This is a genomic window from Phycicoccus sp., from assembly GCF_035325325.1.
In the GTDB taxonomy this organism is placed as follows: domain Bacteria; phylum Actinomycetota; class Actinomycetes; order Actinomycetales; family Dermatophilaceae; genus Phycicoccus.
In genome coordinates, this window is sequence record NZ_DAOLAC010000020.1 from 45801 (window position 1) to 61286 (window position 15486).

Below are 15486 nucleotides of genomic sequence, written 5' to 3' on the forward strand. Positions count from 1 at the left end.
TCAGCCGCGCACGAGGCAGAAGGGGTGGCCCGCCGGGTCGAGGTAGACCCGGAAGCCGCCGTTCTCCGAGGGCTGGTGCTCGTGCACGGTCGCCCCGGCGGCGAGGACCGCCGGCTCGGCGGCGGCGATGTCGGGCACCGAGAGGTCGAGGTGCACCTGCTGCGGGTGCGCGCCGCCGGGCCAGGTGGGGGCGACCCAGTCAGCGATCCGCTGGAATGCGAGGGAGGTGCGCCCGTCCCGGCGTTCGGGCGTGATGCCGCCGCCGGGCGGGGAGAGGGTGGCCCAGTCGGCGTCGGCGCCGTCCTCGAGCTCCCAGCCGAGGACCTCGGCGTAGAAGCGGCCGAGGGCCAGGGCGTCGGGGCAGTCGAGGACGACGAGGTCGAGGAGGGGTTTGGCGCTCATGGACCGGACGGTACGGCTCGTTGCGGACGGTCGGCGTCCGGGTCGCACCGAGGAGCCGCGCGAGTCAGCGGACGCCGGCGAACCCGGCGGTGCGGCGGCGCGAGGTCTCGAGCGGCTCGAGCTGCTCGCGGACCGCGGCCGCGCCGCCGACGGGGCAGGTCCACGGCCCGTCGACGTCGACGACGCGCACGCCGGGCGACTCGAGCCAGCGCAGCACCTTCTCGCTCTCCTCGGTGGTGGCCGCGGTCTCCGGGGCCACCGGCGCCGCGACGACCTCGGCGCTGGCCCGCAGGGCATCGATGTAGGGCATCGGGTCCGCGCCGCGCGGCGCGGTGGTGCTGCCGGCGAGCCGGCCGTACCGCACGCAGACGACCTCCCAGCCGCCGGTGAGCGAGCGCCGGGCCGCGACGAGCTCGGGGATGCGGGCGAGCGGGTCGAGGCGCTGGCTGCGGGCCGCGCCGCGGACGAGGGCGACGAGGCGGTCGCGGACCACCTGGGCGTCCTCGAAGCGCTGCGCCGCCGAGAGCGCCGCCATCCGGTCCTGGAGGGCGACGAGCAGCTCGCGGCCGTGGCCGTCGAGGAGGAGGGCCGCACGCTCGACGACCTCGGCGTACTCGTCGACCCCCTGGGCGCCGGTGCACGGCGCACCGCAGCGGCCCATCTCGGCGAGGGCGCAGGCGGTGCGGACCCGCTTGGGCGAGAGCCGTTCGACGCACTGCCGGAGCGGGAGGACCTCGTGGACCGCCGCGACCGCGGCCTCGGCGGCGCCGCGCGACCCGAACGGGCCCGCGTACCGGGCGCCGTCGTCGGCGACCGTGCGGACGATGGACAGCCGCGGGAACGGCTCGACGGTCAGCTTGACCCACAGCGCCTTCTCGGGGTGGCGCGAGCGGCGGTTGTAGCGCGGCTTGTGCTGCGCGATGAGCCGCAGCTCGCGGACCTCGGCCTCGAGGGTCGTCGCGCAGACGACCGGCGAGACCGACTCGGCCAGCCGGACCATCTCGCCCATCCGGCGCCGGTGCTCGGAGGCGGTGAAGTACGAGCGGACGCGGGTGCGGATGGAGACCGAGGTGCCGACGTAGAGGACGCGCCCCTGGCCGTCCTTGAAGAGGTAGACGCCCGGCGCGTCGGGCAGCCCGTCGGCGAGGTGGCGCTTGCGGCGCCGGGCGGGGGAGACCCGCACGGTGTAGTCGAGGAGCTCCTCGAGCGAGTGCACCCCGAGGTTGCCGACGCGCTCGATGAGCCCGTGGAGGACGTCGACGGTGGCCCGCGCGTCGTGGAGCGCCCGGTGGTCGGGGGTCGTCGTCGAGCGGAACAGCCGGGCCAGCGAGCCGAGCCGGTGGTTGGGCGCCTCGTCGCGGCGGACCAGCTGGCGGGCGAGGTGGACGGTGTCGAGGACGGCGAAGCCGGGCCAGTCGCGCTCGGTGCGGGCCGCGGCGGCCTTGAGGAAGGAGACGTCGAACCGGGCGTTGTGGGCGACGAGGACCGCCCCGGCGGCGAACTCGAGGAAGGCCGGCAGGGCGGCCTCGATGCGCGGGGCGTCGGCGACCATCGCGTCGGTGATGCCGGTGAGCACCGAGATGAACGCCGGGATCGGGGCGCCGGGGTTGACGAGGGTCTGGAACTCGGCGACGACCTCGCCGCCGCGCACCTTGACGGCGCCGATCTCGGTGATTCCGCACTCGGCCGGGCTGCCCCCGGTGGTCTCGAGGTCGACGACGACGAAGGTGACCCCCGACAGCGGGGTGCCCAGGTCGTCGAACGTGCCCTGGACCATCGCCATGTCCGGAACGGTAGGTCGCCCCGCCGACATCCCCCGCGAGGCGCGCGGGGGCCGGGGGTGGTGTCGGTGGTGGCGTCTAGCGTCGTCCACGACGACATGGACGAGGTGAGACGCATGACCCGTGACGACGTGATGACCATCGACTGCCGCACCTGCCCGGTGCGCGAGCTGCACTGCGACGACTGCATGGTGCCGGTGCTCCTGAGCATCTCCGGCACCCGCACCGAGACCTCGCTCGACGCCGAGGAGCGGGCCGTCGTGACCCGCCTCGTGCGGGCCGGTCTCGTCGACCCCGAGGAGGCCGCCAGGGCCCGGGCCACGCTCGACCCGGCGGCCCGGGGCGCCCGCGCCGTCGGCTGAGCCCGAGCCCGCGGGCGACCGGCGACGGCCCCGGGGGGCGGCTGCCTACGATGTGCCGGGTGACCGGCCGTCCTCCCACCCGCCACCGGGCGCGGACGGTGGCGGCGCTCCTCCTCGTGGCCCTCGCCGGGTGCTCGGGCGCCGGCGGGCGCTCCCCGGCCGTCCCGCCCTCCGCCCCGTCCGGGGCCCTCTCGGCGTCGGCCGCCGGCCGGTCCGCCTCCGACGTCGCGAGCGTGCTCCAGGACCTCCTCGCCCGGCGCGACGCCGCCGTGCTCACCGGCGACACCGCCGCCTTCCGGGCGACCCTCGCCGACGCCGGCTCGCGCGAGGGGCGCGCGCAGCTGGGCCAGCTCGCGACCGCCCGCGCCCTGCGGGTCCAGCGCCTGGCCCACGACGTCGTCGCCCCGGTCGACGACCCGTCGGCGGTCGACGTCACCGTCCGCTACCGGCTGGGCGGTCTCGACCGCGCCGACCGCACGGCGACCGTCCGCTACGCCGTCGCCGAGGTCGACGGGCGCTGGCGGGTGCGCTCGGCCACGCCGGCCGACGGGCGGGCCGCGCCGCCGTGGGTCGTCCTGCCCGGGGCCACCGTCCGGCGCACCGCCCACGCCGTCGTCGTCGGCGTCGGTGCGGCCGGCGAGCTGGCGGCCGCTTCCGCCACCGTGGACCGCGCGCTGCCCGGGCTCCGCCGGACGTGGGACGGCACCCCGGCGCAGGTGCTCGTCCTCCTCCCGGGCACCGCGGCCCAGGCTGCCGCGCTCCTCGGCCACGCCGGGACCACCGTCGGCGAGGTCGCGGGCACGACCGACGGTCCGGTCGGGGCCGACGGTCGCGCCACCGGCGACCGCGTGGTCCTCGACCCCGTCGCGCACCGCCGGCTCACCCCGAGCGGGCGCGACGTCGTGCTCACCCACGAGCTGACCCACGTCGCGGTGCGTGCCACGCTGGCCGGCACGACCCCGACGTGGCTCGCCGAGGGGTACGCCGACCACCTCGGCTACGCCCGCGCCGACGTCGCGGTGTCCGCCCTGCTCGCACCCCTCACCGCCGCGGTCCGCGCCGGCACCGCCCCCACCGCCGTCCCCACGGCCGCCGACCTCGACCCCGCGCAGGGCGACATCGAGGTCGGCTACCTCGCGGCGTGGCAGGCCGTCGAGCTCGTCGCGGAGCGGGACGGCGAGGGGGCCGTGGTGCGGCTCGTGCGGGCGTGCACGGTGCCCGGCGACGAGGACGCCGCCGAGCGGGCCTGCGACGCCGCGATGCCGGCCGTCCTCGGCACCGACCGGGCCGGGTTCACCCGGGCGTGGCGGCAGCGGCTCGCGGCCCTCGCACGGTGACCGGGACGACGAGCGAGGCGAGGACGAGCGCCCCGACGAGCCAGAACTGGTTGTAGAAGGCCTGCTTGTTCACGAGGTTCGCGACGGCGAGGACGAGCGCGAGCCAGCGCAGCACCTCGCCGACGTCGGGCTGCCGGCGCCCCACCATCCACACCGCGGCCGCGACGGCCGCGAGCATCGCGAGCCCGGTGACCGCGAAGGGCAGCTCGACGCCGTGCTCGTTGAGGAACCACAGGTACCAGGTGTTGGCGAAGCGGATCGGGTGGAAGGTCAGCAGGGTCGTCACGGTGTCGTGGACGAACGCGGCCGGCTCGGCGAGTACCCACGGGGCCACGAGCGCCGCGGTGAGGCCGCCGGTCGCGAGGGTGCGCCGCCAGCCGAACGGCTGCCACACGAGGAGGACGGGGGCGAGGAGCGCGAGGTGCTGCTTGCTCGCGCAGGCGAGGGCCAGCGGCAGCACCGCCCACCACGCGTGCCCGCGCCGGACGAGGGCCGCCCACCAGACCAGGAGCGCGGCGAGCACCGGCTCGGTCCAGGCCTGGTCGACCTGGGTCGGGGTGCGGGGGGCGAGGCCGCGCCCCGCCGAGGCGGCCGGGGCGCGGTCCCCCCCGCCCCGCCACCCGCCGGCGAGCGCCACGAGGCCGGCGAGCAGGACGAGGGTCCAGACGAGGAGCATCCAGCGCACGTCGCCGGCGACCCACCGGCCGGGCGCGGTGAGCACGGCCATCCACGGCAGGTAGGGGAAGAAGTCCTGGACGCCGGGGGAGTTGCTCCACTGCTGGGTGTAGACGTTCTCGCCGCGCGCCATCGCGTCGGCCCCCTGCTGGAGGACCACCCACACGTCGATGCGGGGCGCCCGGTCTCCGAGGATCGCGACGGTCGCGAGCGCCGCGTGCGTCGCCGCGGCGGCGCCGAGGGCGAGCAGCGCCCCACGCCGACCGGGGACGAGCAGCAGTGCGGCGCAGCCCAGCCCGCCGACGGCGAGGACGGTGAGGGCCGCCGTGAGCCAGCCGCCGCGCAGGTACGAGAAGAGCGGCACGGTGAGCGTGAGGACGACGGACCCGACGAGGACCACCGGAGGGAGCCACCGGGGGACCTCGCGGACCACCCACCGACGCACCAGCCAGCCGCCGAGCAGCAGCGTGTACGCCGTGAGGGTGAGCAGGATCGGGACCCGGAAGCGGACGACGCTCCACTGGAGCACCCCGAACCACGCGAGCCACGCGGTGGCGAGGAGGAGGGGCGGGAGCAGGGCGGGGACGGCGCGCCGGACGGCCGGCGCGCCGACCGGGTCACCCACCGTAGAGCGCGTCGACCTCGTCGCCGAAGTCGCGCATCACGACGTTGCGCTTGAGCTTGAGCGACGGGGTGAGGTGGCCGGACTCCTCGGTGAAGTCGGCGTCGAGGATGTGGAACTTGCGGATCGACTCGGCCTTGGAGACGGCGGTGTTCGCGTCGTCGACCGCCTTCTGGATCTCGGCCCGGACGCGGTCGTCGTCCTTGGCCTTCGCGAACGGCACGCCCTCGAGGCCGTGGTTGGCCGCCCAGCCGGGGTACATCTCCTCGTCGAGGGTGACCAGGGCCGCGATGAACGGCTTGCCGTCGCCGACGACGATGCACTGGCTGACGAGGGGGTGGGCGCGCAGCCGGTCCTCGAGCACGGCCGGCGCGACGTTCTTGCCGCCCGCGGTGACGAGGATCTCCTTCTTGCGACCGGTGATCCGCAGGTACCCGGCGTCGTCGAGCTCGCCGATGTCGCCGGTGTGGAACCACCCGTCGCGCACCGACTCGTGGGTGGCGTCCGGGTTGCCGCGGTACTCCCGGAAGACGTTGACGCCACGGATGCAGATCTCGCCGTCGTCCGCGATCCGCAGGTCGACCCCGGGCAGCGGCGGGCCGACGGTGCCGATGCGCATGGCGTCCGGGAGGTTGACGCAGGCGGGGGCCGTCGTCTCGGTCAGCCCGTAGCCCTCGAGGATCGAGACCCCGATGCCGCGGAAGAAGTGCCCCAGCCGGGTGCCGAGCGGGGCGCCGCCCGAGACGGCGTACTGCACCCGACCGCCCATCGCCTCGCGCAGCTTCGCGTAGACCAGCCGGTCGAAGACGGCGTGCCGCAGGCGCAGCCCGAGCGGCACCGTCCCGGCGTCGAGGGCCTCGGACCAGGCGATGGCGGTGGCCGCCGCACCGGCGAAGATCCTGCCCTTGCCGCCGGCCTCGGCCTTGGCCTCGGCCGAGTTGTAGACCTTCTCGAAGACCCGGGGCACCGCGAGGATGAAGGTCGGCCGGAAGGACGCGAAGTCGTCCATCAGCGTCTTGAGGTCGGAGGAGTGGCCCATCCGCACCCCGGCGGTGACGGCGAGGACCTCGATGAAGCGGGCGAAGACGTGGGCGAGCGGGAGGAACAGGAGGGTCGAGGCCCCCTCGCCCTTGACGACCACGGCGATCTGCTCGGCCGTGTTCTCGGCGAGGGTGAGGAAGTTGCCGTGGCTCAGCTCGACACCCTTGGGGCGGCCGGTCGTACCGGAGGTGTAGATGACCGTCGCGAGGCTGTCGCGGTCGAGGCCCTCGCGGCGGGCGGCGAGCTCGGCGTCGTCGACGTCGGCGCCGTCGTGGCTCAGGGTGTCGACGTCGCCGTGGTCGAGGACCCACACGTGGGCCAGGTCGGGGAGGCGCTCGCGGACCTTCTCGACCGCGGCGAGGTGGCCCTCGCCCTCGACGAGGACGCCGACGGCGCCGGAGTCGCCGAGGATCCACTCGACCTGGTCGGGGGAGGAGGTCTCGTAGATCGGCACCGGGACCGCGCCCGCGGCCCACAGCGCGAAGTCGGCGAGGGTCCACTCGTACCGGGTGCGGCTCATGATGCCGACGACGTCGCCGACGCCGATGCCCGCGGCGACGAACCCCTTGGCCAGGGCGGTGACCTCGGCGGCGAAGGTGGCGCTCGTGACGTCGGTCCAGCCGCTCCCCGCGCGGACCGAGAAGGCGACGCGGCCCGGCCGGTCCGCCGCGAGCCGGGCCGGCAGGTCCCCGAGGGTGCCCTCGCTCGTCGCGGGCAGGACGAGGGGCGTGGAGGTCTCGTGCACCGTCGGACTCCTTCGTACGGCAGGTGGGCGGCCCCTCAACTCTAGGCCCCGGCGTGCGGGTAGCCTGCGGTGCCATGGCCGACCGCACACGCTCCACCATCGACATCGCCGCGGCGCCCGGCGAGGTCCTCGATGTCATCGCGGCCTTCGAGGAGTACCCGGAGTGGGCCGAGCAGGTGAAGGCGTGCACCGTCCTCACCGAGGACGGCGACGGCTGGGCCGACCAGGTCGAGTTCACCCTGGACGCGGGGGCCATCAAGGACCAGTACGTGCTGGAGTACGACTGGGACGTCGCCGAGGACGGCACGGGCACCGTGTCGTGGCACCTCGTGCGGGCCACCCTCCTCAAGGGCCTCACCGGCAGTTACACCCTCGAGCGCGCGGGCGGCGGCACCCGCGTCGCCTACTCGCTCGAGGTCGACCTCACCATCCCGATGATCGGGATGCTCAAGCGCAAGGCCGAGAAGCTCATCATCGACGCCGCCCTGAGCGAGCTGAAGAAGCGCGTCGAGGGCTGAGCGCACCGATGACCGCGCAGCGCTGGCACGAGGACGTCGGGAGCGTCGCCGAGGAGGCCGGGCGGCTGCTCGAGAGCCTCCGCCGGGCCGGGCACGACGCCGCGTCCGCGACCGGCGCCCGGGCCGGCGACCCCGGTCCCGACCCCGGCGGGCGGGCGAAGGCCCAGCAGGACGAGGCCCCCCGCGACGCCGGGTTCACCTGCGACGACCCGGTGTGCCAGTGGTGTCCGGTCTGTCGGGCCTCGGCGTTCGTGCGCCGGCTGAGTCCGGAGACCCTCACCGGCCTGGCCGAGCTCGCCGGCTTCGCGGCCGCCGTGCTCGGCGACCTCGCCTCCGCCCGCGCCCGGGAGGCGTCGCCCGAGGAGGAGCACGGTGACTGACGGTCCCCTCGCGATCGGGGTCGACATCGGCGGCACGAAGGTCGCCGCCGGGGTCGTCGACGCCTCCGGAGCCGTCCTGCGTCGGGCCCGCCGCGACACCCCGCACCGCTCGACGAGCCCGCGCGTGGTCGAGGACACCATCGTCTCGGCCGTCGAGGAGCTGCTCGAGGGCGGCCCGGACGAGGTCGTGGCCGTCGGCATCGGCGCGGCCGGCTTCGTCGCCGCCGACCGGGCGACCGTCGTCTTCGCGCCCCACCTGTCGTGGCGCAACGAGCCGCTGCGCCAGGCCCTCGGTCAGCGCCTCGCCCTGCCGATCTTCGTCGACAACGACGCCAACGCCGCCGTGTGGGCCGAGCACCGGTTCGGCGCCGGGCGCGGCGAGAGCCACCTCGTCATGGTCAACCTCGGCACCGGGATCGGCGGCGGCATCGTCATCGACGGTCGGGTGATGCGCGGCCGCTTCGGCATCGCCGGGGAGTTCGGGCACATGCAGGTCGTCCCGGACGGCATCCGCTGCGAGTGCGGGAACCGCGGCTGCTGGGAGCAGTACGCCTCCGGCAACGCCCTGGTGCGCGAGGCCCGCTCCCTGATGTCGGCCGGCAGCCCGGTCGTCTCCGACCTCTTCGAGCGGGTCGGCGGCGACCCCGGCGAGCTGACCGGACCGCTCGTCACCGAGGCCGCCCGCGACGGCGACCCGCTGGCCCGCGAGCTGCTCGGCGAGATCGGGCGCTGGCTCGGCGTCGGCATCGCCGACCTCGCGGCGGCCCTCGACCCCGGCACGTTCGTCATCGGCGGCGGGGTGAGCGCCGCCGGCGACCTGCTCCTCGGTCCCGCCCGCGAGGCCTTCCGCCGTCAGCTGACCGGTCGCGGGTACCGGCCCGAGGCGGCCATCGTCGCCGCCCAGCTCGGCAACGAGGCCGGCCTGGTCGGGGCCGCCGACCTCGCCCGGGTCGGCGCGGCCGACCTCGCCTGGGCCGAGGCCGCGGACCACGCCGACGACTCCGCCGGGCGCACCGGCTGACGTCGGCGCCGTGCCCCCCGAGCGGTTCCGGGTCGCGACCTACAACACCCGCGACTTCCTCGACGACCACCACCTCGCCGCCCGCGTCGTCCGGGCGATCGACCCGGACCTCCTCTGCCTCCAGGAGGTGCCGCGCCGGCTGCTCGCCCCGTGGCGGCTGCGTCGCTTCGCCGCGCGCTGCGGGATGCGCTGGAGCGGGCGGCAGACCGGCAGCGGTGGCACGACCGTGCTCACCGCACCCCACGTCGAGCTGCTCGCCGCCTCGCACCACCGGCTGCCGGTGCGCTGGCCGGACCGCACCCGCGGCTGGGCGAGGGCGCACGTGCGCCTTCCCGGCGGGCACGAGGTGACGGCCGTCTCGCTGCACCTCTCGCTGCGCGCCCCGGAGCGGGTGCGCCACGTCGCGGCGGTCCTCGAGGCGCTGCGGGGGGTCGAGCCGCTCGTCGTCGCCGGCGACCTCAACGAGGGGCCGGACGGCGAGGCCTACCGGCGGGTCGGCGACCCCGGCGGGCTCGCCGTCGCGGGGCCCGGGACCCCGACCTACCCGGCGCGCGCACCGCACCGGCCGCTCGACGTGCTCTTCGCCTCGCCGGGGCTGCGGGTCCTGCCGGCCCGTGAGGTGGCGCTGCCGGAGGCGGTGTGGGCCGCCGCGAGCGACCACCGGCCGGCGTGGGTCGACCTCGAGGTCGGCTGAGGGCGCGTCCCGCCCGGTCGGTCAGAGCCGGGCGCCGTCGTCGTCCTCGTCGCGGTGCCGCGGCTGGCGCAGGACGAGCAGCCCGAACCCGAGCAGCGAGAGCGCGAGGCCGGCGACGAACCAGCGGGTGCTGTGGAACGGGCGGGCGATCGCGACGTAGAGCAGGCACAGCGGACCGGCCACCAGCCCGGCGACCGCTCCCCAGAAGTGGAGGTCCTCCTGCGGCGGCAGGTGCACGGCCGGTGGCTCGAAGTGCTCCTCGTCGGCGGCGTCCTCGGCGGCGTCGCCCGCGGACTCCTCGGCGGCCCGGGGCTCGGGGGCCTCGGCGGCCCGCCACGCCGACGCGGGGACGACGAGGTCCAGCGGCGGGTTGACCCACGGCGGTCGGACGGTCGGCGGGCGCTCGGGCGACTCCTCCTCGGTGGCCGGGGCGGACGCCGACGGGCCGTCCGGGCGGTTGGGGCCGTCCGGGGTGTCGTCGTCGGTGTCGCCGGTGCCCTCCCACGCCGCGACGATGGACGCGAAGCGCGCGTCGACGTCGCGCTCGTCCATCTCGTCGGGCCGCTCGCTCACGGTGCTCCTCGGATCGTGTGGGGGGCGGGACCGATCTTCGCACGATCACCTGTGGTGGGCGGCGCCGTCGCCGCGGGCCCGCCCGGGACCCGTGACGGGGAGGCAACACCGCGGGGGTGCACTAGGCTTCCCGGGGACACGGCAGAAGGGTGGTCCGGTGATCTACTGGGTGCTGAAGACGGTCGTCCTCGGGCCGATCCTGCGCCTGCTGTTCCGGCCCTGGGTCGAGGGCGCGGAGAACATCCCCGAGGAGGGGGCCGCGATCTTCGCGAGCAACCACCTCTCCTTCTCCGACTCGATCTTCCTGCCGCTCGTCGTGCCCCGCCGGATGACCTTCCTCGCGAAGTCCGACTACTTCACCGGCGTCGGGCTCAAGGGCCGGCTGACCGCCGCGTTCTTCAAGGGCGTCGGCCAGCTGCCGATCGACCGCTCCGGCGGCCGGGCGAGCGAGGCGGCGCTCAGCTCGGGCCTGAAGGTGCTGCGCCGCGGCGAGCTCCTCGGCCTCTACCCCGAGGGCACGCGCAGCCCCGACGGCCGGCTCTACAAGGGCCGCACCGGGGTGGCGCGGATGGCCCTCGAGGCGGGCGTGCCGGTCATCCCGGTCGCGATGATCGACACCGACAAGGCACAGCCGACCGGCGCGAAGATCCCCAAGCTGGTCCGCATCGGCGTGCGCATCGGCGAGCCGCTCGACTTCTCCCGCTACGAGGGGATGGAGGGCGACCGCTTCGTCCTGCGCTCGGTCACCGACGAGATCATGTACGCGCTGATGGAGCTCTCCGGCCAGGAGTACGTCGACATGTACGCGACCGCGATGAAGGACCGCATCGCGCGCGAGCGGAAGAACCGGGCCAAGGAGGCCGCCGAGGCCGCGCAGCCCGGCCGGGCCGCCACCGAGCTCGAGGCCGCGCTCGACGCCGAGGGGCTCGAGGAGGGCTCCGCCGGTCGGCGCGACGACGCCGGCCCGGAGCGGCGCGCGAGCTGAGGCACGCCGTGGGGGTCCTCGGGCCGCGCTCGGAGCGCACCGGCCGGCGCGAACCGGTCGTCGTCGAGGCGTTCCTGCGCGGGCTCGACGTCTTCCGCCCGATCGCCACCGGGTACGCCGCCCTCCTCGCGTGGACCCGCCGTGACGCGATGATCCGTCCGTGGGTGGCGGTGCTCGTCCTCGCGGTGATGGCGGCCTGGTCGCTCGGACTGCTGCTCTACCGGCGCCGGAGCCGGGCCGTCGTCGCCGTGGAGGTCGTCATCGCCGTGGCTGCCGTGCTCGCCACGCCGCTCGCCGACGGGACGGCCGCCGTCGCCGCGGGCCAGTACACGCTGCCGACGGTCTGGGCCGCCGGCTCGGTCGCCGGGGGCGCCGTGGTCGCCGGTGCCCGCGGCGGGCTCCTCGCCGCCGGCGTCGTCGCCGCGGCCGACCTGCTCGAGATCGCCGGCCGGCCGACCCAGGCGACGGTCCACAACATCGTCATCCTCGTGCTGCTCGGCGGTCTGATCGGCCTCGCCGTCGACCTCGCCCGCTCCGGGCTGGCCCGCGAGGAGCTGGTCCTCCTCGAGCGCGAGCGGCTGCGCGAGCGCGAGCGGATCGCCCGGGTGGTCCACGACGGCGTGCTCCAGTCGCTCGCCTGGATCCACCGGCGCGGTGTCGAGCTCGGCGGGCCCGCCGAGGAGCTGGCCACGCTCGCCGCCGACCAGGAGCGCGCCCTGCGCCGGTTCGTCTCCGGAGCCGGCGCGCCGGGGGAGACCCCGATCGACCTGCACGGTGCCGACGGCGCGGAGGTCGACCTGCGGCTGGCCGTGACGGCGCACGAGCGGCCCGGGGTGAGCGTCGCGGTCCCCGGGGACCCGCTGCTCGTCGACCCGCAGGTGGCTCGCGAGCTGGACGCCGCCCTCGGGGCGGTCCTCGACAACGTCGCCCGGCACGCCGGGGAGGGCGCCCGGGCCTGGGTGCTGCTCGAGGGCGACGTCTCGGGCGTCGAGCTGACCGTCCGCGACGACGGGGTCGGGGCCGAGCCGGGCGAGCTCGTCGCGGCCGCGTCGCGGGGCCGGCTCGGGGTCAGCTCCTCGATCCGCGGCCGGGTCGAGGACCTCGGCGGGTCGGCCACCTGGACCACCCGTCCCGGGGCAGGATGCACGGTGCGCATCACCGTCCCGCGCCATCCCGAGGAGCGCCCGTGACCGACGCCCCCGCGCCGCCCGCGCCCCGGGTGCTCGTCGCCGACGACCACCCCCTGTGGCTCAGCGCCCTCGAGCGCGACCTCGTGGCCCGCGGGGTCGAGGTCGTCGGCACCGCCGCCGACGGCCCGGCCGCCGTGCGCCGCACCCGGGCCACCCGCCCGGACGTCCTCGTCCTCGACCTCAACCTCCCGGGGATGCGCGGCGACGAGGTGTGCCGTGCCCTCGGCGACCTGCCGACGCGGGTGCTCATCCTCTCGGCGAGCGGCGAGCAGCAGGACGTCCTCGCCGCGATCAAGGCCGGGGCCACCGGGTACCTCGTGAAGTCGGCGTCGCCCGGGGAGATCCTCGAGGCGGTGCTCGCGACCGCGCGCGGCGAGGCGGTGTTCACCCCCGGGCTGGCCGGGCTCGTGCTCGGCGAGTTCCGCCGGCTCGGCAGCGAACCGCAGCCCCCGGCGCCGGTTGACCCCGCCCGGCCGATCCCGCAGCTGACCGCGCGCGAGACCGAGATCCTCCGGCTCGTGGCCACCGGCATGTCGAGCAGGGAGATCGCCGCCCAGCTCGTCCTCTCGCACCGGACGGTGCAGAACCACGTCCAGAACACCCTCGGCAAGCTGCACCTGCACAACCGGGTCGAGCTGGTCCGGTTCGCCCTCGCCCACGGCCTCGAGGACGAGGAGCCGGCCGGCTCCTGAGCGCGCGCCCGGCTTCCGGCATCCGGGCCACGTGTCCCGGATGGCGGACGCCGACCTACCATTGACGACCGTGAGCACGACCGCGCCCTCCGACCCCCTCCAGCGGCTCGCCGCCGGTGCCGACCTCCCGGCCGCCCAGCAGCCGGTCTGGCCCGACCGCGCCGCCCTCGACGAGGCCGTCGGGACGCTCGCCACCTACCCGCCGCTCGTCTTCGCCGGCGAGTGCGACGTCCTGCGCGAGCGGATGGGCGCCGTCTCGCGCGGCGAGGCCTTCGTGCTCCAGGGCGGCGACTGCGCCGAGACCTTCGACTCCGCGACCGCCGACAACATCCGCGACCGGGTCAAGACCATCCTCCAGATGGCGGCCGTCCTCACCTACGGCGCGTCGATGCCGGTGGTCAAGGTCGGCCGGATGGCCGGGCAGTACGCCAAGCCGCGCTCGAGCCACGACGAGACCCGCGAGGGCGTCACCCTGCCGGCGTACCGCGGCGACATGGTCAACGCCTACGACTTCACCCTCGACGCGCGCACCCCCGACCCGATGCGGCTGGTCCGCGGCTACCACGCGAGCAGCGCCACCCTCAACCTCGTGCGGGCCTTCACGACCGGTGGCTTCGCCGACCTGCGCCACGTGCACCTGTGGAACAAGGGCTTCGTCGCCAACGCCGCGAACGCCCGCTACGAGCGGCTGGCCCGCGACATCGACAAGGCGATGCGCTTCATGGCCGCCTGCGGCGCCGACTTCGAGGCGATGCGCACGACCGAGTTCTTCTCCGCGCACGAGGCACTGCTGCTGGACTACGAGCGGCCGCTGACCCGTGTCGACTCCCGCACCGGCGACCTCTACGACACCTCGGGCCACTTCATCTGGGTCGGCGAGCGCACCCGCGACCTCGACGGCGCGCACATCGACTTCGTCTCCCGCGTCCGGAACCCGGTGGGCGTCAAGGTGTCCGCGAACGCCGACGTCGACGACCTGCTGCGGATGATCGAGGTCATCGACCCGCACCGCGAGCCCGGCCGGCTGACCTTCATCACCCGGATGGGCGCCGGCCGGGTCCGGGAGGCGCTGCCGACCATCGTCGAGAAGGTCACCGCCTCCGGGGCGCAGGTCTCGTGGGTGTGCGACCCCATGCACGGCAACACCTTCTCGTCGGCGTCGGGCTTCAAGACCCGTGACTTCGAGGACGTCGTCGACGAGGTGCGCGGCTTCTTCGAGGTGCACCGCGGGCTCGGCACGCACCCCGGCGGCATCCACGTCGAGCTGACCGGCAACGACGTCACCGAGTGCATCGGCGGCTCGGAGAAGATCCTCGACGCCGACCTCGGCACGCGTTACGAGTCGGTGTGCGACCCGCGGCTCAACCACCAGCAGAGCCTAGAGCTGGCCTTCCTGGTCGCCGAGATGCTGGCCCAGGACTGACCGCCGTGGCCGAGATCCTCGCGGACCTGTTGTCCGACACCCTGACCCGTCCCACTCCGGCGATGCGGGAGGCGATGGCCCGCGCCGACGTCGGTGACGACGTCTTCGGCGAGGACCCCACCGTGCGCGCCCTCGAGGAGCGCGTCGCCGGGCTGCTCGGCCACGAGGCGGGGCTGTTCACCCCGACCGGGTCGATGGCCAACCAGCTCGGGCTGCGCCTCCACGTCGCGCCGGGCCGGGAGCTCGTCGCCGACCAGCAGGCCCACGTCGTGCGCGCCGAGCTCGGGGCGGCCGCGGTGTTCTCGGGCATCACGAGCCGCACCTGGGCGAGCGAGCGCGGGCTGCTCGACCCGGCCGGGCCGATGTCCCTCGTGACGACCGGGGTCGGGCCGTACCAGGTCGAGACCGCGCTCGTCGTCGTCGAGAACACGCACAACTTCGGCGGCGGCACGGTCCAGCCGCTCGGGGCCATCCGCGAGGTGCGTGCGGCGACCCGCGAGCGCGGGGTCGCGATGCACCTCGACGGCGCCCGGCTCTGGAACGCCCACGTGGCGTCCGGGGTGGCGCTGGCCGACTACGGCCGCGAGTTCGACACCGTCTCGGTCTGCCTGTCCAAGGGGCTCGGCGCTCCGGTGGGGTCGGTCCTCGTGGGGTCGGCCGACGCGATGGCCGAGGCCCGGGTCTGGCGCAAGCGGTACGGCGGCGGGATGCGCCAGGTCGGCATCCTCGCGGCGGCCGGCCTGCACGCGCTCGAGCACCACGTCGAGCGGCTCGCCGACGACCACGCCCGGGCCCGGCGCTTCGCCGAGGCCTGCGCGGCCGCGGCGCCCGGCGTCGTCGACCCCGCGACGGTCGAGACGAACATCGTCGTCCTCGACGTCGGGGCGGCCGGCCTCACCGCGACGGAGTTCGTCGACGCCCTGCTCGCCCGCGGGGTGCGCACGTACGCGGTCGGAGCCCGCGCGGTCCGCCTCGTGTGGCACCTCGACGTCGACGACGCCGGCACCGACGCCGCCGTGGCCGCGGCCCGCGAGGTCCTCGCCGC

16 protein-coding genes are annotated in these 15486 nt (G+C 75.7%); 11 read left to right on the forward strand and 5 right to left on the reverse strand.

The window, feature by feature from the left end:
• Both PKA89_RS12655 and PKA89_RS12660 read right to left on the reverse strand, forming a co-directional pair.
• The gene (locus tag PKA89_RS12655; RefSeq protein WP_324419963.1) at positions 1-402 is read right to left on the reverse strand and encodes a VOC family protein; all 402 of its coding nucleotides are present in this window, start codon (positions 400-402) and stop codon (positions 1-3) included.
• A 64-nt stretch (positions 403-466) separates the two neighbouring features.
• Entirely contained in the window at positions 467-2185 is a 1719-nt protein-coding gene (locus PKA89_RS12660; RefSeq protein ID WP_324419965.1) for a DEDD exonuclease domain-containing protein, read from the reverse strand.
• 114 nt (positions 2186-2299) lie between these two features.
• Here PKA89_RS12660 and PKA89_RS12665 point away from each other — a divergent pair, with 114 nt between their 5' ends.
• The gene (locus tag PKA89_RS12665) at positions 2300-2545 is read left to right on the forward strand and encodes a hypothetical protein (protein WP_324419967.1); all 246 of its coding nucleotides are present in this window, start codon (positions 2300-2302) and stop codon (positions 2543-2545) included.
• 59 nt (positions 2546-2604) lie between these two features.
• Complete coding sequence (locus tag PKA89_RS12670) at positions 2605-3882, forward strand: hypothetical protein (RefSeq protein WP_324419969.1); 1278 nt, start codon at positions 2605-2607, stop codon at positions 3880-3882.
• On the opposite strand, the gene PKA89_RS12675 is transcribed toward PKA89_RS12670, so the two are convergent.
• On the reverse strand, positions 3839-5182 hold the full coding sequence (locus PKA89_RS12675; RefSeq protein ID WP_324419970.1) for a hypothetical protein: 1344 nt from the start codon (positions 5180-5182) through the stop codon (positions 3839-3841). The two genes, PKA89_RS12670 and PKA89_RS12675, sit on opposite strands and share 44 nt — an antisense overlap.
• A complete protein-coding gene (locus PKA89_RS12680; protein ID WP_324419972.1) occupies positions 5175-6965 on the reverse strand; it encodes an AMP-binding protein in 1791 nt (596 codons plus the stop codon). Before PKA89_RS12680 ends, PKA89_RS12675 begins: the two co-directional genes overlap by 8 nt.
• A gap of 74 nt (positions 6966-7039) precedes the next feature.
• Here PKA89_RS12680 and PKA89_RS12685 point away from each other — a divergent pair, with 74 nt between their 5' ends.
• Genes PKA89_RS12685 through PKA89_RS12700 form a run of 4 tightly spaced genes read left to right on the forward strand, consistent with a single transcriptional unit; the run spans position 7040 to position 9578 of the window.
• Positions 7040-7483, forward strand: a complete 444-nt coding sequence (locus PKA89_RS12685) for an SRPBCC family protein (RefSeq protein ID WP_324419974.1) — start codon at positions 7040-7042, stop codon at positions 7481-7483.
• An 8-nt stretch (positions 7484-7491) separates the two neighbouring features.
• Positions 7492-7863: a hypothetical protein gene (locus PKA89_RS12690; RefSeq protein WP_324419976.1), complete on the forward strand. Its 372-nt coding sequence runs from the start codon at positions 7492-7494 to the stop codon at positions 7861-7863.
• On the forward strand, positions 7856-8884 hold the full coding sequence (locus PKA89_RS12695) for an ROK family glucokinase (RefSeq protein WP_324419978.1): 1029 nt from the start codon (positions 7856-7858) through the stop codon (positions 8882-8884). Before PKA89_RS12690 ends, PKA89_RS12695 begins: the two co-directional genes overlap by 8 nt.
• A 10-nt stretch (positions 8885-8894) precedes the next feature.
• Positions 8895-9578 carry an endonuclease/exonuclease/phosphatase family protein gene (locus PKA89_RS12700; protein ID WP_324419980.1) on the forward strand — a complete coding sequence of 228 codons (684 nt, stop codon included), beginning with the start codon at positions 8895-8897 and terminating at the stop codon, positions 9576-9578.
• Between the two features lie 21 nt (positions 9579-9599).
• On the opposite strand, the gene PKA89_RS12705 is transcribed toward PKA89_RS12700, so the two are convergent.
• The gene (locus PKA89_RS12705) at positions 9600-10151 is read right to left on the reverse strand and encodes a hypothetical protein (protein WP_324419982.1); all 552 of its coding nucleotides are present in this window, start codon (positions 10149-10151) and stop codon (positions 9600-9602) included.
• A gap of 157 nt (positions 10152-10308) precedes the next feature.
• Between PKA89_RS12705 and PKA89_RS12710 the strand changes: the two genes are divergently transcribed.
• From PKA89_RS12710 to PKA89_RS12730, 5 genes are all read left to right on the forward strand, one after another.
• The gene (locus PKA89_RS12710) at positions 10309-11136 is read left to right on the forward strand and encodes a lysophospholipid acyltransferase family protein (RefSeq protein WP_324419984.1); all 828 of its coding nucleotides are present in this window, start codon (positions 10309-10311) and stop codon (positions 11134-11136) included.
• 8 nt (positions 11137-11144) lie between these two features.
• The gene (locus PKA89_RS12715) at positions 11145-12326 is read left to right on the forward strand and encodes a DUF5931 domain-containing protein (RefSeq protein WP_324419986.1); all 1182 of its coding nucleotides are present in this window, start codon (positions 11145-11147) and stop codon (positions 12324-12326) included.
• Positions 12323-13018, forward strand: coding sequence for a response regulator transcription factor (locus tag PKA89_RS12720; RefSeq protein WP_324419988.1), 696 nt, complete (start codon positions 12323-12325; stop codon positions 13016-13018). Before PKA89_RS12715 ends, PKA89_RS12720 begins: the two co-directional genes overlap by 4 nt.
• A 40-nt stretch (positions 13019-13058) precedes the next feature.
• Positions 13059-14441 carry a 3-deoxy-7-phosphoheptulonate synthase class II gene (locus tag PKA89_RS12725; protein ID WP_324419990.1) on the forward strand — a complete coding sequence of 461 codons (1383 nt, stop codon included), beginning with the start codon at positions 13059-13061 and terminating at the stop codon, positions 14439-14441.
• 5 nt (positions 14442-14446) lie between these two features.
• Positions 14447-15486, forward strand: a 1040-nt coding sequence (locus PKA89_RS12730; protein ID WP_324419992.1) for a threonine aldolase family protein, incomplete at its 3' end; no start/stop codon positions are given.

Excerpts from the sequence above, each read along its gene's own strand:
- PKA89_RS12660 (WP_324419965.1), bottom strand. The coding sequence starts at position 2,185 with ATGGCGATGGTCCAGGGCACGTTCGACGACCTGGGCACCCCGCTGTCG.
- PKA89_RS12725 (WP_324419990.1), top strand. The coding sequence starts at position 13,059 with ATGGCGGACGCCGACCTACCATTGACGACCGTGAGCACGACCGCGCCC.
- PKA89_RS12655 (WP_324419963.1), bottom strand. The coding sequence starts at position 402 with ATGAGCGCCAAACCCCTCCTCGACCTCGTCGTCCTCGACTGCCCCGAC.
- PKA89_RS12690 (WP_324419976.1), top strand. The coding sequence starts at position 7,492 with ATGACCGCGCAGCGCTGGCACGAGGACGTCGGGAGCGTCGCCGAGGAG.
- PKA89_RS12665 (WP_324419967.1), top strand. The coding sequence starts at position 2,300 with ATGACCCGTGACGACGTGATGACCATCGACTGCCGCACCTGCCCGGTG.
- PKA89_RS12685 (WP_324419974.1), top strand. The coding sequence starts at position 7,040 with ATGGCCGACCGCACACGCTCCACCATCGACATCGCCGCGGCGCCCGGC.